Genomic DNA, 21,888 nt, shown 5'->3' on the forward strand with positions numbered 1-21,888 from the left:
GAACATTTTCATCTAATAAATAAAACACACTTCATTGCGCTAACCAATCGTAAGCCACCTTTTCATAGGGGCAAGGGATTGGTGGGGTATTTGCTGTGCAAGTAATCAATGATGAAGAATTATTGGCTTTGATGGACGCAACAAAAGCAAACAGGGAAGTAATGTCATGGCTGTTCTGGTCACCGGTGGGGCCGGTTATATAGGAAGCCACATGGTGTGGGCTTTGCTCGACGCCGGTGAAGACGTCGTTGTTGTCGACCGTCTTTCGACGGGATCACGTTGGGCGGTCGCGCCAGCGGCGCGTTTCTATCTCGGCGACGTCGCCGATCGCGACTTGCTCGGCCAGATTTTCGAACACAACCAGATCGAGACCATTTTCCACTTCGCTGGCTCCGTCAGCGTCCCTGAATCGATTAGCCAGCCACTGGAATATTACGAAAACAATACCGGCACGACCCGCGCCCTTGTTGCGGCGGCAGTCGGTCATGGTATCCGCAATTTCATCTTCTCTTCAACTGCCGCGGTCTATGGGAACCAACCCTTTGATGGCCCGGTGCCGGAAACGGCAGTTCTCAGCCCGGAAAATCCCTACGGCCTGTCGAAACTCGCCTCAGAAATCATGTTGCGCGATGTCGTGCAGGCACATGATTTCAACTATGTGGCGCTGCGTTACTTCAATGTTGCCGGCGCCGACCCGAAGGGCCGTGCCGGTCCGTCCCCCACGGGTGTGGCGAACCTCATCAAGGTAGCGTGCGAAGCGGCAACCGGCCGGCGCGACAAGGTGGAGGTTTACGGAACAGATTATCCGACCGCTGACGGCACCGGCGTTCGCGACTATATCCATGTCAGCGATCTGATCGACGCGCATATGCTCGCCATGGCGCATCTGCGTGCTGGCGGCGGCACACGAACGCTCAATTGCGGTTATGGCGTCGGCTATTCGGTACTGGACGTGCTGCACGCCGTGCAGCGGGAATCTGGAAACGATTTCCCGGTTATCCATTGTCCCCGCCGCGTCGGCGACATTGCCACGATGGTTGCGGATTCGAGCCGCATCCAGTCGGAACTCGGATGGTCGCCGCGTTTCAATGATCTCACAACCATCGTTCGCACGGCCCTTCAGTGGGAGGCTAAACGTCAAGCCCAGCGAAGCGACAGGATTCTGCCTGGGCAGCATAAACTGGCAGCGATAGGCTGAGCGGCCGTTGGTTTTCGGGATGCGGTTCTACCTGACGGAAAAATAGAGGACCGGTCGATCCGAAAGAGTGGCAGCGGGAAGCCATTTCTCGCTGTCGAAATAGCTGCGCGTGAGCTTCAGTCCCGGCAATTGGTCCGTTGCCAGCAAAATCAGGTTCAGCCGATGTGGCGCAGACAGCTCCGGCTTTAGGGAGACCGAAATACCGAAATGCTCTGCCTGATAGGGTTGCAGCCTGCGTGCCGGCTCAAGCATGCTGGCAAGGTCCGCCCAGCGGGTCTGCTCGATGATCATCGCCAACGCGTCCTCAAGCTTCGTCAGAATAACGGCACCATCAGGTGTCTGCGGCGCAACCACTTTCATCCTGATAGAGCGAACCTCGTCGGACGCCTCGCCTCTGATGTCGAGAAAAAGCGATGCCCGTTCCGACGCGTTCGCTGTGTCCCCGACCACAAGATCGGCCATGCATTCGAAATTGCGGATCTTCACCGGGCTTGCGTGCCAGCCTTGCGGGTTGGAAAAGCCCGCCGCGGTAAAGCGGTCGCAGAGGTCCTTGCCGGACAGAACGAAGTCGCGGGCAAAGGATGCCCTGTCGCCGCCTTGCTCGAATTTCAGCAGATGCGGCGGTAGATTGAGCTTTTGGGCGGTAACCTTTTGCCGCTTGACGGGCTTCATCCGGGCTGGCTGCTCGGCGGAGCGTGTGGCAGGCGCAAGGTTGAGATAGCTCAGCAGGCTTTTGAGATGTTTCTTGTCATTGGCAAGCAGCACCGTTGCCAATATGGCAAGACAAACTGCCAGCACCGCAAACAGCAGCGCGCCAGGCCTTACTCTTTTTTGCAGGCTTGCGTCCATCGGGGAACCCTAATGGCTGCCGGGGGAGGGGCGTCAACCGGTTTGTGATATGGCTTTCGGGCTGTCGGTAACCCGGTGAATATACTGCGAGCTGAAGGTCATTAAAAATATTCTGTATTCCACCGCCGGATTTTCCGGCGGCGCAACGTTATTCGGAGGAATTTTTGAACGAGTCCTGCTCGTCCGCGCTGCTTTCGTCGTCGGCGACAGGAATGGCGTAGGAACCGTTCAGCCAGCGGGCGAGATCGAGCGAGCGGCAGCGATCCGAACAGAACGGATAGTCTTCCCGTGTCGAGGGCCGCCCGCACTCCGGACATGGCTTCGTTTTCCGAAGCGGCGTGACATTTCCCGAACCTTCAGGAGATGATTTTGTCATGGTCTATCCTTCGAGCCAGCCCGACGTCACCTCGAATCCTTCACCGGAAAGAAGCGACATGGTCTCATACAGCGGCAGGCCGACGACATTGGTGTAGGAGCCGGTCAGTTTCTGCACGAATGAGCCGGCAATGCCCTGGATACCATAGGCCCCGGCTTTGCCGCGCCATTGCCCGGAAGCGATATAGGCGTCGATCTCGCGCGTGGTAAGGCGTTTGAAACGCACCTTGGTTTCCACAACCTTCTGACGGATCTTGCCGCCGGGCGTCACAAGGCAGATGCCGGTATAGACCCAATGGCTGCGCCCCGAGAGAAGATGCAGCGCTGCGGAAGCCTCCTCGGTATATTCCGCCTTGCCGACAATGCGGCGACCCACGGCCACCACGGTGTCGGAGCCGAGAACATAGGCGTCTTTCCACGTCTGCTCGCTCTTCAGCGCCGCATGCGCAGCCTCGGCCTTCTGTAGCGACAGGCGACGGCACAGCGTGCGCGGATGCTCAAGCTTTACGGGCGTTTCGTCGATATCCATCGGCATCAGACGTGCCGGCTCGATGCCGATCTGGTGCAATAGTTCCAGACGCCGCGGCGAACCGGATGCCAGAACGAGCTTTTGTTTTGAGTTGGTCATTGCGCTGCCCGGGCTTCCGAATGCCGAAAACGGATTACTTGAAGCGATAGGTGATGCGGCCCTTGCTCAGGTCGTAAGGCGTCATTTCGACCAGCACCTTGTCGCCCGCCAGAACGCGGATACGGTTCTTGCGCATGCGGCCCGCCGTGTGGGCGATGATTTCGTGTTCGTTCTCAAGCTTCACGCGGAATGTTGCGTTCGGCAGCAATTCGGTTACGATGCCCGGGAATTCGAGGACTTCTTCTTTTGTCATGTAAGGGTTTTCTTCCTGTTGATAGTGCCGGACCTGTCGTGTCCGGGAAAATTGCGCGGAAACTACACAATCCCGGCACATTTGTGAACCTCTAAAGCATCACGGCGAAAATCGGAACCGATTTTCGCCAGGTGATAGGTGCGGATCGAATAAATGCCTGTCCTGTGCGGCGTTTGAAGTGTCTGGTCCGATCGAAACGGACACTCGACCTCAGTCTTTTGAAAGCGTATCCGCCGCCGGCTGCGGCCTACCTGGCAGGCGTTCGGTAATCAGCCTGGCAAGATGATCCCGCACCTCGCGATAGGCATCCAGAATCTGGTCCCGCGTGCCGGTGATGACGGTTGGGTCCATGGTTGGCCAATAGACAACGTCGAGCGAGTTGGAGCGTGTCAGTTCAAGTGCTGCGTGATGAGCTTCGGGTGTCAATGTAATGATCAGATCGAAAAAATCATCCTCGATCTCGTCCAATGTGCGCGGTTTGTGTTTGCCGAGCGAAAATCCCTGTTCTTCCAGCACCGCATCCACAAAGGGGTCACGCTCGCCCGCCCGCACGCCGGCCGACTGGATGTAGATGCCGGGTGCCACCAGTCGTTTGGCGATGACCTCGGCCATGGGAGAACGGATGGAGTTCATACCGCACATGAAGAGGACCGATTTGGGAGCCTGTCCCCCATTTGGAGCCGTGGCGGGATCTCTCATCTCTAACCCCGCCAATAAAGCACACAGACAAGGGTGAAGAGACGGCGCGCAGTATCGAAATCGATTTTGATCTTGCCGGAAAGCCGGTCCATCAAAGTCTGCGAGCCGTCATTGTGAATGCCCCGCCTGCCCATGTCGATCGCCTCGATCTGGCTTGGAGTGGAGGAGCGTATCGCCTCGTAATAGCTTTCGCAGATCAGGAAATAATCCTTGATGATGCGGCGAAACGGCGTCAGCGACAGGATATGGGTCGAGACATCCTTCTCGTCTTCGGTCTTGATCGAGAAAACCAGCTTGGCATCGACCAGCGATATGTGCAGCCGGTATGGGCCGCCCTCATGGCCGAATGGTTCGAACGTGTTTTCCTCTATCAGATCGAAAATGGCGACGGCGCGTTCATGCTCCACGTCCGGCGTGGACCGGCCGATGCTATCGTCCAGAACCACATCGCAGAGCCGGAAATCGCCTGAAGCCATCTCTTAACTTTCCGGGTTGAGGCGAATGGAGACGGAGCGCGCATGCGCGTCCAGCCCCTCCGAACGGGCAAGGGTGATCGCCGCCGGCGCAAGCTGCCGCAGCTGCTCAGGCCCGAGACGCAGGATCGAGGTACGCTTGACGAAATCCAGCACCGAAAGGCCGGAAGAGAAGCGCGCTGAGCGCGCCGTCGGCAAAACGTGGTTGGAGCCGCCGACATAATCGCCGATCACCTCAGGCGTATGGCGCCCGACGAAGATCGCGCCGGCATTGCGGATATGCGCCATCAGCGCATCCGGATCGTCAACGGCAAGCTCCAGATGCTCGGCCGCAATGCGGTTGGCCAAGGGAATGGCATCGGTGAGCTTTTCGACGAGAATGATCGCACCGAAATCCGCCCAGCTCGCCGCTGCCGTCTCGGCGCGCGACAGCCGCTTCAGCTGCCGTTCCACCGCCGCCTCCACCGCCTTGCCGAGTTCGGCATTGTCGGTGATGAGGATGGACTGCGCGCCACGGTCATGCTCCGCCTGCGCGAGAAGATCGGCGGCCAGCCAGTCCGGATCGTTGTCCCTGTCGGCAATGACAAGCACTTCGGAGGGCCCGGCGATCATGTCGATGCCGACAGTTCCGAAGACATGCCGTTTCGCGGCCGCCACATAGGCATTGCCGGGGCCGACAATCTTGGCGACAGGCGTGATTGTTTCCGTGCCGTAGGCGAGTGCAGCCACGGCCTGTGCGCCGCCAATGCGGTAGATTTCCTCAACACCTGCGATGCGCGCGGCGGCAAGAACGGCGGGGTTTATCACGCCGCCATTCGCCGGCACGACCATGACGATACGCTCTACACCGGCAACCTTGGCGGGGACAGCATTCATAAGGACGGAGCTTGGATAGCTCGCGGTGCCGCCGGGCACATAAAGGCCGACAGCTTCGATCGCCGTCCAGCGTGAACCGAGGCCCACACCGATCTCGTCTTCGTAGATATCGTCCTTCGGCATCTGCCGCGCATGGTGTTTTTCAATGCGCCGGGCTGCGAGTTCGAGAGCTTCGATGACACTTCTGTCAACGGCTGCGACGGCCGCATCGATCTCTTCCGCTGTCACCCGCATCGAGACCTTCGAGAAATCGATGCCGTCGAATTTAATGGAGTAGTGGGCAAGGGCCGCATCGCCGCGATTGCGGACGTCATCGATGATGTCGCGAACGGTCGCGTTGACGTCTTCCGAAACTTCCCTCTTGGTTGTCAGGAAGGCAGCGAATTTCTGTTCGAAATCAGCCGATGCCCGCTCCAGCCAGATTGCCACGCCATTACCCTCTCATTTTCCTCGCGGCGATCCCGCGAGGTGCACGAACTCACCGCAGAAAAATGCGGCTCTGGTATGTGGCATAAATCGAAACAGTGACGAAAGGCAACCGTTGCAATGGCGTGGAGAGCTTATTCGCTATCGGGATGATGCGGTTTGGCGGCAGTTTCCCAGGCGCCGCTCACATCCGTCAGCTGCGCCTCGATGCATTCGACATCGAGTGCGATAGCGCCACCGCCCGAAAGCGTCAGTTCGACGGCGCCATCAGGACCTTCGCCGTTCTGCACGAAGCGGATTGCAAGGAGCGAAAGCACCTGTTCCTTATCACTGCGATTGATGCCGTGCGAGCGGACGGCGGAGACCCGCTTCAGGAAAACCACGCTGCGGCATCGCTCCGGCGGCAGGTTCTTCTTATTCGCGCTTTCCCAGACGAAACGATTGGCGGAAAGTGTGAATTGGCCCTGCTTTGCCTCGAATGCAACGTCCTTCAGTTTGAAGACGCTGTCCTGCATGTGCGTCGAAATGACGGAGAGATCTTCAGTATCCAGCGCGAGCAATTTCAGGCCGCTCATCGTTTTCTTCCTTTTCCGCGGGGCCGCGCCCGCAATGTCTATTCCTTGTACAGGAAATAGGCAGTCGCGGCCCGCTCTGCAACGGGGAGAAAACGAATGAGCGGCGATGAAAGGATCAATCGCTGACGCGTTCGACCAGCGCACCGCAGCGGGTAAGCTTTTCTTCAAGCCGTTCGAAACCGCGATCGAGGTGGTAGACGCGCGAAACCATGGTCTCGCCTTCCGCCACCAGTCCCGCAATGACCAACGACACCGAGGCGCGCAGATCGGTTGCCATGACAGGCGCACCCTTCAGGCGGGTAACGCCTTCGATACGGGCCATCTGCCCGGAGAGCGAAATCTTCGCGCCGAGACGGGCCAGTTCCTGCACATGCATGAAGCGGTTTTCGAAGATGGTTTCGGTAATGTGGGATACACCCTGCGACCGGGTCATCAGCGCCATGAACTGCGCCTGAAGGTCGGTAGGGAAGCCGGGGAAGGGTTCGGTGACGATATCGACCGGCTGAATGCCGTTGCCGTTGCGCACGACGCGCAGACCGGTCTCCGTGTCGCTGATCGACACTCCGGCAAGCCGCAGCGTGTCCAGCGCATTGTCGAGCAGCGATGCACGCGTGCCTTCCAGCACCACATCACCGCCAGCCATGGCAACGGCCATGGCATAGGTGCCGGTCTCGATACGGTCAGGCAGCACCCGGTGGCGTGCGCCGGAAAGCGATGTGACGCCCTCGATGGTGATGGTGGAGGTGCCAGCGCCCTCGATCTTCGCGCCCATCGCAATCAGGCAGTGCGCTAGATCGACGACTTCCGGTTCGCGGGCGGCGTTGTGAATGACGGTGGTGCCTCTTGCAAGGCTCGCGGCCATCAGCATCACATGCGTCGCGCCGACGGAGACTTTCGGGAAGGTATAAACAGCGCCGATCAGGCCGCCCTTTGGAGCGCTGGCGTTGATATAGCCGCCATCGATCTCCATCGTTGCGCCAAGCGCCTGCAGGCCCTCGATGAACAGGTCCACCGGACGGGTGCCAATGGCACAGCCGCCGGGCAGTGAAACGCGCGCACGGCCTTCACGGGCCAGAAGCGGGCCGATGACCCAGAAGCTGGCGCGCATCTTGGAAACCAGCTCGTAAGGTGCGGTGGTATCGACAATGGTACGGCAGGTGAAGTGGACCGTGCGGGAATAGGCTTCGCCCTGGCTTTCACGACGGCCATTGACCGAAATATCGACGCCATGATTGCCGAGAATACGGATGAGCTGCTCGACGTCCGCCAGATGCGGCACGTTTTCGAGCGTCAGCGTATCGCTGGTCAGAAGCGAAGCGATCATCAACGGCAAGGCGGCGTTTTTCGCGCCGGAGATGGGAATGATGCCGTTGAGCTTGTTACCACCCGTAATTCTGATGCGATCCATGCGTCCCTACGGGCCTTTGCCCGCCTTTCTTAATCATGCCTTGCGGAAATGCGCGTCCTTAGACGAGTTTCCGCGGCGTTTCAAATGATGCTGGTGAATTCTCTATGAGGATGATTCGTCCGTTTTTGCGGCAGGCAGGCCAATCGTCTCATCCGCATCGCCGGCCCGGCGCGCGCGAACCTGCTGTTTGCGCTTCTGCAGGTTTTCACGCAGCTTCTTCGCTGCCCGCGCCTTGCGCTCCGCCTCGCGTTGCCGCGCCTTCTCGCCGGGTCCTGCCTGCGCGTTGCCGCTTGCCGCAACGGCAACGGGGTCTTCTGAAGCGTTCACGGAAAACGCCGCCTTTGCCTGTTTGTCATGATGTTCGTTCATAAATTCAGCAATATCCGAAAAATACGTTTTTCAACAGGGGGAACGCTTTTTTGCCCCGCTTGTTGAAGAATATCGTTTTGCGACTTGCGCTCGTCAAAAACCTATGGCAATAGGCCGCCACGCTTGATGCTGAAGCAAACGCTTCGGCACCGGATGCTGCTATAGCTCAGGGGTAGAGCACTCCCTTGGTAAGGGAGAGGCCGAGAGTTCAAATCTCTCTAGCAGCACCATTTTCCCCAATAAAATCAGAAATTTACGCAACGTGACGGTGGGTCTTGTCCACGATGTCGGCTTGCTTTTTCGCGCATTCTGCACCGGTCTCGGTAAATGTGAAAACCGCGCCTCTTGCGAAGCGCGGTTTCCATTTCCGAATATTCTGTTGCTGCCAGAGCGGGACGAAACCGCCCGTAGCCAACGGGCGCCGCTTACTGGCGGAATAGCGACAGGATATTCTCGGAGCTGGTATTGGCGATGGATAGCGACTGGATTGCCAGCTGCTGCTGGGTCTGCAGAGCCTTCAGCTTGGTGGACTCTTCGTTCATGTCGGCATCAACGAGACGTCCGACGCCCTTGTCGATGGAGTCTGTGAGCTTGTTGACGAAATCTTCCTGAAGATCGAGGCGCATCTTGATGGAGCCGAGATCGGCGCTCGCGCTGATCAGCGATTCCAGCTTGGTGTTGACGAACTGGATCATGTTGTCGAGGCCGTCATTGTCCGTCAGCGGCTGGCCCTTGGCGTCCAGCAAACCGCTGAGATCCTTGGTGATGTCGAGATCGATCAGCGAGTAGCCGAGCTTCTGTGCCATCTGGGAATCTGCGGCGGCGGTTTCGAGGTAAATATTGTTATTGGACGAACCGCCGGTTCCGATTGCCGTTACAGTGGTGCCTGCAGGCGTCGGCGCGGTATTGTTGGCTTTTACGTAGAGGGCTTCACCCGCTGCGTTTTCGCCGATCTTGAAGTAGGTGCCGTTGTTTCGTGCGGTTGTCGCCGCAGCAACGGTTACGAGGCCGGTTACTGCGTCTGGAGCAGAAACTGTGGTCGTCGTCCCCGAGGGGAAACCCAGAAGCTGGGATTGCGTGAACACCTTTGCGGTAGAGGGCGTGTTTGTGGCAGCACCTGCGGGTGTGGTCGTGGTAATCTCGAAATTGCGCAGGGAGCCTGTATCGGAATAATAGGCGGCGCTATCGAGGATACCGTTTTTCGCCGCACCGGTCGAGGTATCGAAAAGGGCAGTCTTGTTGTCGACCTGAACGTTGATCGTCTTGACTGCAACATTGCCCGCGCCGTCACGGATGAAGGAGCCGACGATCTGCTTCGTTATCGGGGTGAGGTTGCCGGATGCGTCGCTAATCTTGCCCTTAAGCCAGTTTTCGCCGGAGAAGGAGGCGGATTCGCCGATGCTTTTCAGCTGGTCCTGGAGCTGACGGATTTCTTCCTGGATCTTTGCCTTGTCGACGCCGGCCTCGCGGGCGGCAACCAGCTTCTTGCTGATTTCCTTGACGACATCGACAGTGGTTTCCATGGCGGAATAGGCTGTATCGACCTTTGCGGCGCCGAGGCCGAGGGCGTCCTGAACAGCGGAAAGAGCACCGTTATCCGAACGCATGGTGGTCGCGATAGACCAGTAGGCGGCGTTGTCGGAGGCGGTTTTGACGCGCAGGCCGGAGGAGACACGCGACTGCGTTTCTTCCATGTCGCTGCCGATTGCGCGGAGGGTCTGAAGGGCGGCCATTGCCGCGACGTTCGTCAAAATGCTGGTCATAATTATTTGCCCCTTGATTGGCTTAAATGAAAAGGGACATTCCGGATTGCCGCCGGTAACGATCGCGCGGCTTGATGCCTGTTAACCTCTTTTTCGTCTTGGTTAACCAATCGTTTCGATGGCTAGGTTTTAGGGCCCGAATGGTTAACAAAGCCTAAACTGTCGTTAATAAAAATTAGGAAATAATAATTTCTCTTAACCATGACGGAAAAAGCCGCACCCTTTCGGATGCGGCTCGATTTTTTGGCGACGTCTTTTCCGATTAACGGAAGAGCGACAGGATGCTCTGCGAGTCGTTGTTGGCGATCGACAGGGCCTGAACAGCCAGCTGCTGCTGGGTCTGAAGAGCCTTCAGCTTCGTGGATTCTTCGTTCATTTCAGCGTCGACGAGACGGCCGATGCCCTTGTCGAGCGAGTCGGTCAGCTTGTTGACGAAGTTTTCCTGCAGTTCGATGCGCATCTTGACCGAGCCGAGGTCGGCAGCGGCGGACGTCATGCTCTGGAGCTGCTTGTCAACGAAGGAAACCATGGCGTCGAGGTACTGGTTTTCCGAGACTGCCGAGCCGTCGCTGTTCTTGAACGTGCCGGTCAGGTCCTTGGTGATGTCCAGAGACGTCAGGGAGTAGGTGAGCTGCGTTGCGAGCTGGGCGGTTGCGCCTTCTTCCAGGTAGATCTTGGTGGTGCCGTCGAGGCCAACGGCAATGTTGGTCTTGGTTGCCGGCGAGGTCGGCGCAGTCGTGTTGATTTTCACATACTGGTCGTTGCCAAGATTGAAGTAGGTGCCGTTGACGTCGGGGGCTGTCGCATCGGCGTTAGCGATCGTGACGATACCCGTTGCAGCAGCGGTTGTGAAGGTGACGGGGGTGCCGGCAGTTGCTTCCTTCAGGCCCTTCAGCTGGGCTTCAGTGTAAACCTTGGCTGCTGCAACCTTGGTCACCGGCTGGGCGGCGCCTACGCCGTCCGAGTCATTGGTGATTTCGAACAGCTTGTAGCTGCCCGTGGAAGAAAAATAGGCGTAGGAGTCGAGGACGCCCTGCTTGTCCTTTGCAGCGCCCGAAGACGTGTCGAACAGCACCGTGTTGCGGCTCAGGTCAACGTTGACGGTCTTTACGGACACGTTGCCGGCAGCGTCGCGGATGAAGGAGCCAACGATCTGCTTGGTGACGTTCTTCAGTTCGCCAGCACCGTTGCTGACGGTTGCCTGCAGCCAGTTTTCACCGGAGAAAGACGAGGAGCTGGAGATCGACTTCAGCTGATCCTGCAGCTGGGTGATTTCTTCCTGGATCTTGGACTTGTCGACACCGGGTTCGCGGGCGGCAACCAGCTTGTTCTTGATTTCCTTGACGACGTCGATGGACGATTCCATACCCGAATAGGCAGTGTCGACCTTTGCGGCGCCGAGGCCGAGGGCGTCCTGTACAGCGGAAAGAGCGCCGTTGTCGGAACGCATGGTGGTCGCGATCGACCAGTAAGCGGCGTTATCGGAAGCTTCGCCGACGCGCTGGCCGGAAGACACGCGGTCCTGCGTCGTTTCCATGTTCTGGCCGATGGAGCGCAGGGTCTGGAGTGCAGACATAGCTGCTACGTTAGTGAGAATGCTCGTCATAGTAAATTTGCCCCTTGAATGGCTGATTAAAGAAGGGACATTCCGGTCTCACCGGGAACAGCGCACAGCATCATGCCTGCTAACCTGCTGATTTTTAATGGTTAGCTCGCCGTTTCGATGGCTCTAGCTAACCTCCATATGGTTAATGAAGAGCTAAGGGTCGCAAAAAAATGCACACGCTGAGATTTTATTATGCAATCTTCGCGCGCATGCGCGCGTAGCCTGAAATGTTTAAAAAATAATAAAGCCGCACCCGTTTCCGGATGCGGCTTTGGTAAAAGGGCAATACGCTTGGGTCAGCCTCCGTCACGTTTGCCTGTTTCACGCAATTGCAAGACAGTCAGCCTCCGCTTGCGATCCTGCGTGTTGTGTCATTCAGGCCAGCGGCTATCCGCCTGTCCATGCCCAAAATCTGACAGCCGGTGCTTTCCAATTCCCTAATTTCAGGGCGCTCCCGGCGCTTCGCTCAAATCGTGGTAAATGCTTTCAAAGCAAGGATGGTAAACGAAATCTTCCCGTTTGCGGAGCACTCCACAAATGCAAAACCGCGCCCTTTCGGGCGCGGCTCGACTTTTGTAATTTTCGGTCCGATTAACGGAAGAGCGACAGGATGTTCTGCGAGTCGCTGTTGGCGATCGACAGAGCCTGGATTGCCAGCTGCTGCTGCGTCTGCAGAGCCTTGAGGCGGGTCGACTCTTCGTTCATGTCAGCGTCAACCAGACGGCCGATACCCTTTTCCATCGTTGCCGTCAGCTTGGAAACGAAGTCGCCCTGCATCGAGATGCGGTTGGAGACCGCGCCCAGATCGGCAGCAGCGCTGTTGAGGGTTTCAAGCTGCTTGTCAACGTGGGTGATGAGCTTGTCGAGGATGTCGTTGTCCGTTGCAGCGGCAGTGCCGAGCATGGTGGCACCAGCGCCCTTGTAGATGCTCAGGTCGGAAATATCGAGGTTCGAAACCGACTGCTTAACGCCATCTGCGACAGCTGCCTTGTCGAGGATGCCCGTACCCTTGCCGTCTGTTACAGCGCCGGTATCGAACAGAACGTTCGAGCCGCTGAGCTGCAGATCGACGCGCTGAACCTTGACGGCGCCAGCGGAGTCACGGGTGAAGGAAGCAACAACCTGCTTCTTCAGGTTGGCAATAGCCGCATCGTCAGTACCGGCAGCAAATGCTGCGCCGTCGTTGGATGCTTTCGTCTTCAGCCAGTTTTCACCGTTGAAGGTCGCGGAGTCGGCGATCGACGTCAGCTGCTTCTGGAGCTGGCCGATTTCCTTCTGGATCTTCTTCTTGTCGGCAGTCGGGTCCTGGGCAAGGATCAGCTTGTCCTTGATTTCCTGAACGACCTTGATCGTCGCTTCCATGCCGGAGTACGCGGTGTCGACCTTGGCTGCGCCGATGCCGAGTGCGTCAGAAACGGTGGAGAGCGCCGAAGCGTCCGAACGCATCGTGGTCGCGATGGACCAGTAAGCGGCGTTGTCGGAGGCGGAGCCTACCTTCAGGCCGGTCGAGATACGACCCTGCGTGGTCTCCATGTTGTTGCCGATCGAACGCAGCGTCTGGAGAGCAGCCATAGAGGAGGCGTTGGTGAGAATGCTTGCCATAGTATTTTGTCCCTTGTTTTTACGAGATACTGGAGTTGGGGACATTCCGGACTTTGTATTACCGGTCACAACGTTTCGGCTTCATGCCACTCGGTTCCGAATTACTTGCCTTTGGAAACCAAACCCGCTGTGTGTAGGGAGAATTTGGCAGCAAAGAATTGCCCAATTGTTAATTTGAGCATTAAGAAATGCTAGAAAATACTTATGGTTACTGCGAAGTATATTTAATTGGTAAGTTTTTAATTTAAAATTATAGTTATCCGACCCCTAGCAAAAACGGTAACCAAAGGGTTAAAACGCGAAAACCCCGCAGCCGTGGGGCTGCGGGGTTAACAAACAGGATTAACGAAGATTATTTCGGCACAGTTGCCGTCAGTTGAACGATCTCACAAGGCTGCCGACCAGCAGGTTCCAGCCGTCGATCAGCACGAAAAAAAGGATCTTGAACGGTAAGGAAATCGAGGTGGGTGGCAGCATCATCATGCCCATGGCCATGGTGATGGTGGCGACGATGAGATCGATGACCAGAAACGGCAGGATGATCAGGAAACCGATCTCGAAACCGCGCCGGATTTCCGAAAGCATGAAGGCCGGAACGAGCACGCGGTAGTCGACCACATTGTCGGTCATCACGACCTGTCCGCGCTCGCGGGCGATATCGACGAACAGCTTCAGATCCTTGTCGCGCGTATTGGCGTTCATGAACGTACGGAAGGGTTCGGCGATGCGCCCAATCGCCTGCTGTTCGTTGATCTGGTTCTGCAACAACGGCTGCACGCCGTCTGTCCAGGCTTTATCGAAGGTCGGCGACATGACGTAGAAGGTCATGAACATCGCCATGGACAAGAGAATCATGTTCGACGGGGTCGAGGCAAGCCCCATGCCGGAGCGCAGGATCGAAAAGGCGATCACGAAGCGCGGAAAGCTCGTGACCATGATCAGGATGCCCGGCGCGACTGACAAGACCGTCAAAAGGCCGAAGGTGCGGATGATCCATGCGGCGACGGATCCGTCTATCTGTGTATTGAACAGATCGGTCGGAAATTGCTGGGCGTTGGCAAGGCCCGGCAAAGCCAGAAGAACAGCGATGGTAACAAGAAATCGAATCATTCGATGACAAAGGTCCGGAACATGACCTTGGATACGCGCCCTTGAGAGCGCAGGTCAACTCGTTCCTGAATGTCATCCTTAAGATATTGAAAGCCGCGTGGCCCTTCCAGCTGCTGAAGGGAAACGGTGCGGACGTAGGCCATGATATCCTGATGGATATCCTCCGCGAGATTGACCTCTACCGGACCCTTGAACATCAGCGCCACTTCAAGCCGCACCCAGTTCGTGGAGGGGTATGCAAGGTTGGTGGTGATGGGATCGAGCTGGACGATACCGTTAGCCTCTGCCGGGATTTTATCGATGCCCTCGCCCTTCTTCTCGCCATGCTCGCCGGCGGCAGCCGGGGCATGCGCCTCGGCGCCGGCGATCTTCGGGGCGACCATGCCGCCCACGAACCAGCCGCCGCCCGCACCCAGCAGGGTGAGGATTGCAACGCCAGCGATGGTCATGATCATCGGCGAGGATTTTTTCTTGCCCTCAGTCTGTTCGTTTTCCATGGGTCAGTCCCGCTTTCGCATGTCGGCGTCAGAGCGGCGAGAACAGGTCGACGACCTGCTGACCGACCGGGGGCTGCTGCACTTCCGTCAGGCGGCCGCGGCCACCGTAGGAGATGCGCGCCTCGGCGATGCGCTCGTAGGAGATCATGTTCTGCGCATCGACATCCTGCGGCCTGACGATACCGCCGACGTTGAGGATGCGGATTTCGTGATTCACGCGCACTTCCTGCGAACCGCTGATGATGAGGTTGCCGTTTTCGAGAATGCCGGTCACCACGGCCGCCACCATCAGCGTCAGCTTTTCGGAACGCTTGGTCTTGCCCTTGGCCTGGGTGTCTGTATCGGAGCCGTATTTGATGTTGGAATCTGCCTCCGGCGTCCAACCTAAGATTTCCGCCTTTGCCTTCCAGTTCAGGCCGCTGGAATTAGTACGGTTGCGCTCGGTTTCGTTGTCGAAATCGGCCTTGTCGTTGATCTGGATGTTGACGGTCAGGATGTCGCCGATGTTAAGCGCACGTAGATCCTTGAACAGCGCACCCTGGCTGTCGCTCCACAACGAATAGCCGCTCGCCATGTGCTTTGGCTGCTTCGGATACATGCCCATCTGCGGCGTCTGGCTGAATTGCAGGCCGCTGCCGATCGGGCTCATCGCGGGAGCGTTGCCGATTTCCTTCAGGGTCTGGTTGTTCTGGCAGCCGGCAAGCAGGGCAAGCGGCAGGAGGAGGGCCGGAAGACGCGGGGTCATGAAGGATCCTTCGAAGTGTTTTTGTCGATTGCCTGCGACATGATGCCGGCGACGATTGCGGCTTTCTGAGCATCCATTTCACTGAGGATGAGGCCCGATTGGCGCGGCGGAAGCTGCATGATGATGGCAGCCGCGATTTCCACATGCATCTTCTCGAGCTGCGGTGCTGCGGCATCCGCCTTCATCGTCTTGTAGATATCGACCAGATTGCTTTTCGCCTGCTCGAGGAAATGATTGCGGCGTGCCAACCAGTCCTCATATTCCGCCTTGCGGTCCTGCAACGCGGAAATGCGCTCGTTGACGTCAGCCTGAAGCTTTTCCAGCTCCTGCTTCTGCATGAGATAGCGCTGGTCGCGGGCCGCATCGGCAATATTGGTGCAGAATTTCTGGATTTCATCCTGCGTGCTGAGTTCGGACACCACGTTCTGCTGGCTTTCGGCGCCAGCGGCGGGCAACAGGAAAAGCAGCGAGGCAACGGCCGCGAACCGGGTAAAGCCGTTCCTGAAAGCAGTTTTCTTCTGAAGTTCCATCATTGCAGCACGAGCTCCGCCTGAAGGGCGCCGGCAGATTTGATGCCTTGCAGAATGGCGATGATGCCGTCCGCCTTGAGCCCGATGCTGTTGAGACCGGCAACCAGCGTGCGAAGGTCAGGGCCTTCGACGATGGCGACCTTGCTGCCTTCCTGCAGCGCCATGATATCCGTCTGCGGTTGCACCGCCGTCTCGCCGCGCGAGAAGGGCGCCGGCTGGATGACCTGCGGCGATTCCGTCACCTGCACGGTCAGCGTTCCATAGCTCACCGCCACGCGGGAAATACGCACATCCGCGCCGATGACGATCGTGCCCGTGCGCTCGTTGATCACGACTTTCGCCGGCGTATCCGTCTGGACCGTCAGGTTTTCGATTTCCGCCATCAACCGCGTCAGGTCGGCGGTGCGGGGCTTCTGCACCGAGATTTCCTGCGAATCGCGCGGTTCGGCGATGCCATCGCCGTAACGGGCGCGGGCAAAGGCGTTAACGACATCGGCGACGCGCACCGCGGTCGAAAAATCGGGATTGCGCAGCTGAAGGACCAGATTGACCGAATCCTTGAATTTCGACGGCAGTTCCCGCTCGATGATCGCGCCGTTCGGCACGCGCGCCGAGGTCGTCACGCCCTGCGTCAATGTCGCTGCGTCGCCCTGGGCCGAAAAGCCGTTGACGATCAGTGCTCCCTGCGCGACCGCATAGATCTGCCCGTCTGCACCGGAAAGCGATGTCATGATGAGGTTGCCGCCGCGAAGCGAGGAGGCGTCGCCGAGCGAGCTGACCGTCACGTCTACACGGCTGCCGGGGCTGGCGAATGGCGGCAGGTTGGCCGTCACCATCACGGCGGCGATGTTCTTGGCATTGGACTGGCCGCCCTGCGTGGTGATGCCGAGGTTCTGCAGCATGGCGCGCATGGACTGTTCGGTGAAGGGTGAAGAGCGCAGGCTGTCGCCGGTGCCCTGTAGGCCCACGACGAGACCATATCCGATCAGCTGGTTGTCGCGCCCGGCCTGCAGGGATGCGATATCCTTGATACGGGACGTGTCTGCCTGGGCTGGCGGCGTCGAGAGGAAGGGCAGGGCCGAAATGACCAGAGCCGCACAGAGGATACGAAGCACTTTCATTTCGCCATAACCTGAATGGTTCCGTCCTTCATGACGGTACCGCTGACCATCACGCCGGAATCGATGTTGCGTACCCTTACGACCTCGCCGAGCGAGCCGTCGCTCATGGGCGTTCCGGACGCCATCAGCGTCATGTTGCCGATGTGGAAAACGAGTTTGACGCTCGTGCCGCGCACCACAAGTGACGGTTCACGAAGCGCTGCAATGGGGATTGTGCGGCCGGGAAGCAATGTCTGCTTGGAGATCATGCCTTCCACTTCGCTGATATCGCTCGCGTAACCAGCGGAAATGTTGGGGTTGGTCACTTCCACCGGCTTCACTTGTTCGGGCGTGATCGTCTCGCCCGGATAGATCGTGCGAGTAGGAACCAGCGCCGTCGGTGCCTGTGCAAAAGCGGGTGCCATGGCACCCAGTGAAAAGGCAGACGCAAGGCACATACGGACGAGTGCCGTTCTGCAGCTGCTATGTTTCCGGCCAAACCTCATGTCCGCCTGCCTTTCCGTTCTTACTTCAGGTTCTTGCTGACAATCGAAGCCATTTCGTCAGCGGTGGTGATGACCTTGGAATTCATCTCGTAGGCGCGCTGCGCCGTGATGAGGTCGGTGATTTCCTTGACGGCATCGACGTTCGAGCCTTCGAGGTAGGATTGCTTGATGTAGCCGTAGCTCGGATCGTCAGGCACGCCGATAACGGCGGCGCCGGAGGCCGGCGTCTGGGAAAAGAGGTTGTCGCCGAGCGGCTTCAGGCCCGCCTCGTTGGCAAAGTTGGCGATGGTCAACTGGCCGAGTTCAGTGAAATCCGCAGCGTTGCCGATGCGGGCGGTCACCTGACCCGTGCGGGTGATGGTGATGTCCTGCGCGTCGGTCGGGATATTGATGTTCGGGATGACATTGTAGCCATCAACCGTCACGAGGTTGCCGTCAGCATTCTTGTTGAAGGCGCCAGCGCGGCTGTAGAGCGTAGAACCGTCGGCCGCCTCGATCTGAAACCAGCCCTGGCCGATAATTGCCACGTCGAGCTTGTTGCCGGTTTCGATCAGGTTGCCCTGGGTGTGGATGTTGCGCACCGCGGAAGTCTGCACGCCGAGGCCGATATTGGCTCCCTCAGGCACGATCGCCTGGTTGGCACGGTTCGGCACACCCTGCATGCGTTCGGTCTGGTACAGAAGATCGGTAAACTCTGCACGCGCGCGCTTGTAGCCGGTGGTGTTGATGTTGGCGATGTTGTTGGCAATGACTTCCAGATTGGTCTGCTGGGCGTCCATACCGGTGGCAGCGATGGCAAGAGCTCTCATGTCATTTTTCCTGCGGGGCTAGAGCATTTCCAGTAAAGGCGCGGAGCGGTTCTCCGTCCGGAAAGTGCTTAAAAACAAAGGCCTAGAGCGCGGCCAACGATTGGCTTCAAACCGGACGCGCTCTAGATCTGCATCTTGGTAATGTCGAGATAGGCCGACACGATCTTGTCGCGGAACGCGATGGCCGTTTGCAGCGACTGCTCGGCCGAAAGCACGGCATCGACCACTTCGCGTGTGTTTGCCTTGCCCTGAATACCTTCGAAGGAGGCCACTTCCGCCTTCTTCAGGTTGTTCATCGCATCCGTCGACATATTGCCGAGAACGCTTGCGAAGCTTGCGCCCGTCTGCTGGGCGGGCGTCGTCTGCTGGCTGCCGAAAATGCTGTCGGTCAGCGAAGAGACGTTGCTCGTGCCACGCGTGAGCGAGAGGGAACCGAGTTGTTTGATGCCGTCGATCATTGCGATGCTTTCAGAAGGTCGATGGTGGAGGCGACGAGGTCGCGTGTCTGGCGGATGACCTGAAGGTTGGCGTCGTAGCTGCGGTTGGCTTCGCGCATATCCGCCATTTCGATCAGGACGTTGACGTTCGGCATCTTGACCATGCCGCTGGTGTCGGCGGCCGGATTGCCGGGGTCGTATTCATGGACGAAATCGCCGCGGTCGACGCCAAGCTTCTTTACCGTCACGCGCTGCACGCCGCTTACGCGGTCAAGCTCGGAGCCGAATGTCACGGTCTTGCGGCGATAGGGGTCGGCGCCAGGCGTGTCGCCGGTCGATCTTGCGTTGGCAATGTTTTCCGAAACGATACGCAGTCGGGTGGACTGCACTTCCAGGCCGCTGCCCGCGATCTTGCTCGCCGCACTCAAGGGATCCATGGTTTACCTCTTTACCGTCATCAGCATCATGCGATGGAAGGATTTGACGAGACTGGCGTTCAGGTCGTATTGCCGCTTGATCTCGCCGGTCTTGGTCATTTCCTCAGCAAGCGCGACCGAATTGCCGGACTCCTGCATGCCGATCTCGTTATTGATCGGGTTGTCGCGCACCGCGATATTTTCGCTGAGCTCGCTAGCACCGAAATGGGCGGGATGGGTCTTCGCCATGCCAACCTGCTGGCTGGTGGCCTGCATGACCGCTTCGAAAGGACTGACATCCTTGGCGTGAAACTTGGGTGTGTTGGCGTTGGCGATGTTGGTCGCCACGACTTCCTGCCGCACGCTCAGCCATTCCGCTTGGCGGGAGGCCAGATCGAACAGTTGAATCGGTTGCATAGACTTCTCCATCTCGTATGGCCCGAACCTACGGTGCTAATCTTGCGTCAGACTTGCGGTGAGGGGCGCAGGTGCGGAAGCACTGGAGAATCTGATCCCGAAGGCGATTGCGGAAACAAAAATGGCGCGCCGGCAAATGCGGCACGCCTTGGGATCGAATAGTGGATTGCGAAGACGTCTCCGTCCTGCCGGACTGGATCCGGCGACGGCAGCAGACTTCAGCAGAGTGCCGGTCTGACTACTTCTCGGGATGATAGGTTTTCCCGGAAGAGGTCTCTATCATCCACTCGCCGTCGCGCTGCTCGATTTTGGTCAGGCGCGCATTGTCGGGCAATGTGGAGCCCACCCGTACCATATACATGCCCGATCCGTCCTCGATGAGGGCGCGGCCGTTGGAGACATGCAGCAGGCGGAAGGAGGTCTGGCCGGGGAAGGGCTGGTCTTCAAGCCCTGCGGCGAGATTGTTCTGCTTTTCCTTACCCTTTTCGCTGACCGTCGCCGTCGTCAGCATGTCCGGCAATTCGCCGGGCGCTAGCGCGTCTTCCTTGTTGCGATTGGTCATGGCAAGGGGCGAAACGCTGAAGACTTCACGCGGACCGGTATGGGGCAAGTCGCGCGTGCGGTCGCCGTCTGCCACTCTCATTCCAAACTTGTCCTCGTTGAAGAACACGTACCAGGGGAAAAATGCGGCTGCGGCGGCAAGTCCTATTCCCGTCCACGCCAGAATACGGTCGGGCGTGAAGAAGGGAGGCTGCGGCTGTACGTTCTCGAGGTCGCTATCGTCGATCTTGTCGATCTGTTTCTTTTTCACGGGTCAGCCTCTCATTCTCGGGTTTACCTGTGGCTGATTATTTTGCACTCCACCGCGCAACGCGGTCGCCAGATCGGCGTAGGCGTCCTGCGCCGCCGGTTCATTCGGAAGCTGTTTCAGCGTTTCATAGATGATCGGAACCTGTTTCACCGCCATGTCGAGATCGGGATCGGTGCCGGGTCGATAACCGCCGATGAGGCGCAGATCCCGCGTTTCCTCAAAGCGGTGCACCAGCGCTTTCAGACGCGACACCAGCTTTTCCTGATCCGGGGTCCATGCCTTCTTGGCGAGACGCGAGATCGAGGCCAGAGGATTGATCGGTGGATAGCGGCCTTCTTCTGCAAGGCTGCGATCCAGCACGATGTGGCCGTCGAGAATACCGCGGGTCGAATCGGCAATCGGATCGTTGTGGTTGTCGCCGTCCACCAGAATGGAGACGATGGCGGTGATGGTACCGCTGCCTTCGGCGCCGGGTCCCGCCCGCTCCAGAAGGCGCGGCAATTCGGTGAAGACCGAGGCCGGATAGCCGCGTGCCACCGGCGGTTCACCCGAAGCGACCGCCACTTCGCGGATCGCATGGGCAAAACGGGTCACGCTGTCGATGATAAGAAGGACGTTGTCGCCCCTGTCACGGAAATATTCGGCGATGGTGACGGCCGAAAGCGGCGCCATCTTGCGCAGCATCGGGCTTTCGTCGCTGGTCGCGACAACGGCGACGGACTTGCCCATATTCTCGCCCATCGTATCCTCGATGAACTCGCGCACTTCGCGACCGCGCTCGCCGACAAGCCCGATGACGACCTTGTCGAAGGCATCGGCCTTGGCAAGCATCGATAGGAGCGTGGATTTGCCCACGCCTGACCCTGCAAAAATGCCGAGACGCTGGCCAAGGCAGAGAGGCGAGAAAATATCGATTGCCCGGACACCCGTCTTGAAAGGCGTCTCCACCCGCTTGCGCGTCATCGACGGCGGTGCATTGCTGGAAATCGGACGGCGCTCCGTGCCTGATGCAAGCGGACCCTTGCCATCGATGGGTTCGCCAAGCGCATTGATGGTGCGGCCGCACCAGCTGTCGTCAGGCGCAACGCGGAAGGCACCCTTACGGATGACGGTGTCGTGAATGCCAATCGGCTCGCCCGGTTCGATGGGGCAGACGTAGCAGATATCGGGTTCCACGCGCACAACTTCGCCGAGATGGATACCGGTCGCGCTGCGATGGGCGACGAACTCGCCCAGCCTCACATGCCGCGACAGGCCGGAAACCGTGTAGTGTCCGGCGGCGATGGTGCGGACATGGCCGCCCGGCGCCACCGAAAACTCCGGATCGGCATAGTGTCCGGCAAGGCTGGCGAGCTGGGCGAGCTTGGGTGAAATCGCCTCGACCGTGAGCGTGGATTCCGGCATTGTCAT

General features: G+C 58.5%; 26 protein-coding genes and 1 tRNA gene. 2 read left to right on the forward strand and 25 right to left on the reverse strand.

Annotated features, from left to right (window positions below):
* The first annotated feature begins 166 nt into the window (after positions 1-166).
* Positions 167-1,198, forward strand: a complete 1,032-nt coding sequence (gene galE, locus AB4Z23_RS02160; RefSeq protein WP_421614026.1) for a UDP-glucose 4-epimerase GalE — start codon at positions 167-169, stop codon at positions 1,196-1,198.
* A gap of 27 nt (positions 1,199-1,225) precedes the next feature.
* On the opposite strand, the gene AB4Z23_RS02165 is transcribed toward galE, so the two are convergent.
* From AB4Z23_RS02165 to AB4Z23_RS02210, 10 genes are all read right to left on the reverse strand, one after another.
* Entirely contained in the window at positions 1,226-2,047 is an 822-nt protein-coding gene (locus AB4Z23_RS02165) for a DUF6030 family protein (protein WP_421477847.1), read from the reverse strand.
* Positions 2,048-2,195: 148 nt separating this feature from the next.
* The gene (gene yacG / locus AB4Z23_RS02170) at positions 2,196-2,423 is read right to left on the reverse strand and encodes a DNA gyrase inhibitor YacG (RefSeq protein WP_003515047.1); all 228 of its coding nucleotides are present in this window, start codon (positions 2,421-2,423) and stop codon (positions 2,196-2,198) included.
* 3 nt (positions 2,424-2,426) lie between these two features.
* A complete protein-coding gene (locus tag AB4Z23_RS02175; protein WP_003515050.1) occupies positions 2,427-3,050 on the reverse strand; it encodes a Maf-like protein in 624 nt (207 codons plus the stop codon).
* 34 nt (positions 3,051-3,084) lie between these two features.
* Entirely contained in the window at positions 3,085-3,303 is a 219-nt protein-coding gene (infA, locus tag AB4Z23_RS02180; RefSeq protein ID WP_003493814.1) for a translation initiation factor IF-1, read from the reverse strand.
* Positions 3,304-3,513: 210 nt separating this feature from the next.
* Entirely contained in the window at positions 3,514-4,002 is a 489-nt protein-coding gene (locus AB4Z23_RS02185) for an arsenate-mycothiol transferase ArsC (protein ID WP_065688347.1), read from the reverse strand.
* Between the two features lie 2 nt (positions 4,003-4,004).
* Positions 4,005-4,478 carry a UPF0262 family protein gene (locus AB4Z23_RS02190; protein ID WP_003515052.1) on the reverse strand — a complete coding sequence of 158 codons (474 nt, stop codon included), beginning with the start codon at positions 4,476-4,478 and terminating at the stop codon, positions 4,005-4,007.
* Between the two features lie 3 nt (positions 4,479-4,481).
* Entirely contained in the window at positions 4,482-5,780 is a 1,299-nt protein-coding gene (gene hisD / locus AB4Z23_RS02195) for a histidinol dehydrogenase (protein WP_065658353.1), read from the reverse strand.
* Positions 5,781-5,911: 131 nt separating this feature from the next.
* On the reverse strand, positions 5,912-6,352 hold the full coding sequence (locus tag AB4Z23_RS02200; RefSeq protein ID WP_003515054.1) for a DUF2948 family protein: 441 nt from the start codon (positions 6,350-6,352) through the stop codon (positions 5,912-5,914).
* A gap of 115 nt (positions 6,353-6,467) precedes the next feature.
* A complete protein-coding gene (murA, locus tag AB4Z23_RS02205; RefSeq protein ID WP_013635466.1) occupies positions 6,468-7,760 on the reverse strand; it encodes a UDP-N-acetylglucosamine 1-carboxyvinyltransferase in 1,293 nt (430 codons plus the stop codon).
* 102 nt (positions 7,761-7,862) lie between these two features.
* Entirely contained in the window at positions 7,863-8,129 is a 267-nt protein-coding gene (locus AB4Z23_RS02210) for a hypothetical protein (protein WP_003515056.1), read from the reverse strand.
* A gap of 155 nt (positions 8,130-8,284) precedes the next feature.
* Here AB4Z23_RS02210 and AB4Z23_RS02215 point away from each other — a divergent pair.
* Positions 8,285-8,359, forward strand: a tRNA-Thr gene (locus AB4Z23_RS02215).
* 195 nt (positions 8,360-8,554) lie between these two features.
* Here the strand turns inward: AB4Z23_RS02215 and AB4Z23_RS02220 are convergent.
* The 15 genes from AB4Z23_RS02220 to fliI form a co-directional block, all read right to left on the reverse strand.
* Positions 8,555-9,892 carry a flagellin N-terminal helical domain-containing protein gene (locus AB4Z23_RS02220; protein WP_003515057.1) on the reverse strand — a complete coding sequence of 446 codons (1,338 nt, stop codon included), beginning with the start codon at positions 9,890-9,892 and terminating at the stop codon, positions 8,555-8,557.
* A gap of 262 nt (positions 9,893-10,154) precedes the next feature.
* Complete coding sequence (locus AB4Z23_RS02225; RefSeq protein WP_026330633.1) at positions 10,155-11,498, reverse strand: flagellin N-terminal helical domain-containing protein; 1,344 nt, start codon at positions 11,496-11,498, stop codon at positions 10,155-10,157.
* Between the two features lie 591 nt (positions 11,499-12,089).
* The gene (locus AB4Z23_RS02230) at positions 12,090-13,100 is read right to left on the reverse strand and encodes a flagellin N-terminal helical domain-containing protein (protein WP_003515059.1); all 1,011 of its coding nucleotides are present in this window, start codon (positions 13,098-13,100) and stop codon (positions 12,090-12,092) included.
* A gap of 372 nt (positions 13,101-13,472) precedes the next feature.
* Positions 13,473-14,210 (reverse strand): flagellar type III secretion system pore protein FliP, encoded by a 738-nt coding sequence (fliP, locus tag AB4Z23_RS02235; RefSeq protein ID WP_003515060.1) that lies wholly within the window; start codon positions 14,208-14,210, stop codon positions 13,473-13,475.
* Positions 14,207-14,707 carry a flagellar basal body-associated FliL family protein gene (locus tag AB4Z23_RS02240; RefSeq protein WP_111799329.1) on the reverse strand — a complete coding sequence of 167 codons (501 nt, stop codon included), beginning with the start codon at positions 14,705-14,707 and terminating at the stop codon, positions 14,207-14,209. Before AB4Z23_RS02240 ends, fliP begins: the two co-directional genes overlap by 4 nt.
* A 28-nt stretch (positions 14,708-14,735) precedes the next feature.
* On the reverse strand, positions 14,736-15,452 hold the full coding sequence (gene flgH / locus AB4Z23_RS02245) for a flagellar basal body L-ring protein FlgH (RefSeq protein WP_003515062.1): 717 nt from the start codon (positions 15,450-15,452) through the stop codon (positions 14,736-14,738).
* Entirely contained in the window at positions 15,449-15,985 is a 537-nt protein-coding gene (locus AB4Z23_RS02250) for a MotE family protein (protein WP_013635472.1), read from the reverse strand. Before AB4Z23_RS02250 ends, flgH begins: the two co-directional genes overlap by 4 nt.
* Positions 15,982-17,103: a flagellar basal body P-ring protein FlgI gene (locus AB4Z23_RS02255; RefSeq protein WP_013635473.1), complete on the reverse strand. Its 1,122-nt coding sequence runs from the start codon at positions 17,101-17,103 to the stop codon at positions 15,982-15,984. Before AB4Z23_RS02255 ends, AB4Z23_RS02250 begins: the two co-directional genes overlap by 4 nt.
* On the reverse strand, positions 17,100-17,588 hold the full coding sequence (gene flgA / locus AB4Z23_RS02260) for a flagellar basal body P-ring formation chaperone FlgA (RefSeq protein ID WP_013635474.1): 489 nt from the start codon (positions 17,586-17,588) through the stop codon (positions 17,100-17,102). The genes AB4Z23_RS02255 and flgA overlap by 4 nt, the downstream gene beginning before the upstream one ends.
* Positions 17,589-17,608: 20 nt before the next feature.
* Complete coding sequence (gene flgG / locus AB4Z23_RS02265) at positions 17,609-18,397, reverse strand: flagellar basal-body rod protein FlgG (protein WP_003515079.1); 789 nt, start codon at positions 18,395-18,397, stop codon at positions 17,609-17,611.
* A 122-nt stretch (positions 18,398-18,519) separates the two neighbouring features.
* Complete coding sequence (locus AB4Z23_RS02270) at positions 18,520-18,855, reverse strand: flagellar hook-basal body complex protein FliE (protein ID WP_003515080.1); 336 nt, start codon at positions 18,853-18,855, stop codon at positions 18,520-18,522.
* Entirely contained in the window at positions 18,852-19,271 is a 420-nt protein-coding gene (gene flgC / locus AB4Z23_RS02275; RefSeq protein WP_003515081.1) for a flagellar basal body rod protein FlgC, read from the reverse strand. The genes AB4Z23_RS02270 and flgC overlap by 4 nt, the downstream gene beginning before the upstream one ends.
* Positions 19,272-19,274: 3 nt before the next feature.
* Positions 19,275-19,667, reverse strand: a complete 393-nt coding sequence (gene flgB / locus AB4Z23_RS02280; protein WP_003515082.1) for a flagellar basal body rod protein FlgB — start codon at positions 19,665-19,667, stop codon at positions 19,275-19,277.
* A 238-nt stretch (positions 19,668-19,905) separates the two neighbouring features.
* Entirely contained in the window at positions 19,906-20,478 is a 573-nt protein-coding gene (locus AB4Z23_RS02285; protein WP_441359978.1) for a hypothetical protein, read from the reverse strand.
* 3 nt (positions 20,479-20,481) lie between these two features.
* On the reverse strand, positions 20,482-21,888 hold the full coding sequence (gene fliI / locus AB4Z23_RS02290) for a flagellar protein export ATPase FliI (RefSeq protein WP_003515084.1): 1,407 nt from the start codon (positions 21,886-21,888) through the stop codon (positions 20,482-20,484).

The organism is Agrobacterium sp. MCAB5, from assembly GCF_052114365.1.
GTDB lineage: Bacteria > Pseudomonadota > Alphaproteobacteria > Rhizobiales > Rhizobiaceae > Agrobacterium > Agrobacterium tumefaciens.

What these genes read in the sequence shown, in the direction of transcription:
- flgB (WP_003515082.1), bottom strand. Translation starts at nt 19,667, where the DNA reads ATGCAACCGATTCAACTGTTCGATCTGGCCTCCCGCCAAGCGGAATGG.
- AB4Z23_RS02190 (WP_003515052.1), bottom strand. Translation starts at nt 4,478, where the DNA reads ATGGCTTCAGGCGATTTCCGGCTCTGCGATGTGGTTCTGGACGATAGC.
- AB4Z23_RS02210 (WP_003515056.1), bottom strand. Translation starts at nt 8,129, where the DNA reads ATGAACGAACATCATGACAAACAGGCAAAGGCGGCGTTTTCCGTGAAC.
- infA (WP_003493814.1), bottom strand. Translation starts at nt 3,303, where the DNA reads ATGACAAAAGAAGAAGTCCTCGAATTCCCGGGCATCGTAACCGAATTG.
- AB4Z23_RS02165 (WP_421477847.1), bottom strand. Translation starts at nt 2,047, where the DNA reads ATGGACGCAAGCCTGCAAAAAAGAGTAAGGCCTGGCGCGCTGCTGTTT.
- flgH (WP_003515062.1), bottom strand. Translation starts at nt 15,452, where the DNA reads ATGACCCCGCGTCTTCCGGCCCTCCTCCTGCCGCTTGCCCTGCTTGCC.
- AB4Z23_RS02270 (WP_003515080.1), bottom strand. Translation starts at nt 18,855, where the DNA reads ATGATCGACGGCATCAAACAACTCGGTTCCCTCTCGCTCACGCGTGGC.
- murA (WP_013635466.1), bottom strand. Translation starts at nt 7,760, where the DNA reads ATGGATCGCATCAGAATTACGGGTGGTAACAAGCTCAACGGCATCATT.
- AB4Z23_RS02175 (WP_003515050.1), bottom strand. Translation starts at nt 3,050, where the DNA reads ATGACCAACTCAAAACAAAAGCTCGTTCTGGCATCCGGTTCGCCGCGG.
- AB4Z23_RS02240 (WP_111799329.1), bottom strand. Translation starts at nt 14,707, where the DNA reads ATGGAAAACGAACAGACTGAGGGCAAGAAAAAATCCTCGCCGATGATC.
- fliP (WP_003515060.1), bottom strand. Translation starts at nt 14,210, where the DNA reads ATGATTCGATTTCTTGTTACCATCGCTGTTCTTCTGGCTTTGCCGGGC.
- AB4Z23_RS02230 (WP_003515059.1), bottom strand. Translation starts at nt 13,100, where the DNA reads ATGGCAAGCATTCTCACCAACGCCTCCTCTATGGCTGCTCTCCAGACG.
- AB4Z23_RS02220 (WP_003515057.1), bottom strand. Translation starts at nt 9,892, where the DNA reads ATGACCAGCATTTTGACGAACGTCGCGGCAATGGCCGCCCTTCAGACC.
- fliI (WP_003515084.1), bottom strand. Translation starts at nt 21,888, where the DNA reads ATGACAATGCCGGAATCCACGCTCACGGTCGAGGCGATTTCACCCAAG.
- galE (WP_421614026.1), top strand. Translation starts at nt 167, where the DNA reads ATGGCTGTTCTGGTCACCGGTGGGGCCGGTTATATAGGAAGCCACATG.
- AB4Z23_RS02250 (WP_013635472.1), bottom strand. Translation starts at nt 15,985, where the DNA reads ATGATGGAACTTCAGAAGAAAACTGCTTTCAGGAACGGCTTTACCCGG.
- AB4Z23_RS02200 (WP_003515054.1), bottom strand. Translation starts at nt 6,352, where the DNA reads ATGAGCGGCCTGAAATTGCTCGCGCTGGATACTGAAGATCTCTCCGTC.
- flgG (WP_003515079.1), bottom strand. Translation starts at nt 18,397, where the DNA reads ATGAGAGCTCTTGCCATCGCTGCCACCGGTATGGACGCCCAGCAGACC.
- flgA (WP_013635474.1), bottom strand. Translation starts at nt 17,588, where the DNA reads ATGAGGTTTGGCCGGAAACATAGCAGCTGCAGAACGGCACTCGTCCGT.
- yacG (WP_003515047.1), bottom strand. Translation starts at nt 2,423, where the DNA reads ATGACAAAATCATCTCCTGAAGGTTCGGGAAATGTCACGCCGCTTCGG.
- AB4Z23_RS02185 (WP_065688347.1), bottom strand. Translation starts at nt 4,002, where the DNA reads ATGAGAGATCCCGCCACGGCTCCAAATGGGGGACAGGCTCCCAAATCG.
- flgC (WP_003515081.1), bottom strand. Translation starts at nt 19,271, where the DNA reads ATGGATCCCTTGAGTGCGGCGAGCAAGATCGCGGGCAGCGGCCTGGAA.
- AB4Z23_RS02225 (WP_026330633.1), bottom strand. Translation starts at nt 11,498, where the DNA reads ATGACGAGCATTCTCACTAACGTAGCAGCTATGTCTGCACTCCAGACC.
- AB4Z23_RS02255 (WP_013635473.1), bottom strand. Translation starts at nt 17,103, where the DNA reads ATGAAAGTGCTTCGTATCCTCTGTGCGGCTCTGGTCATTTCGGCCCTG.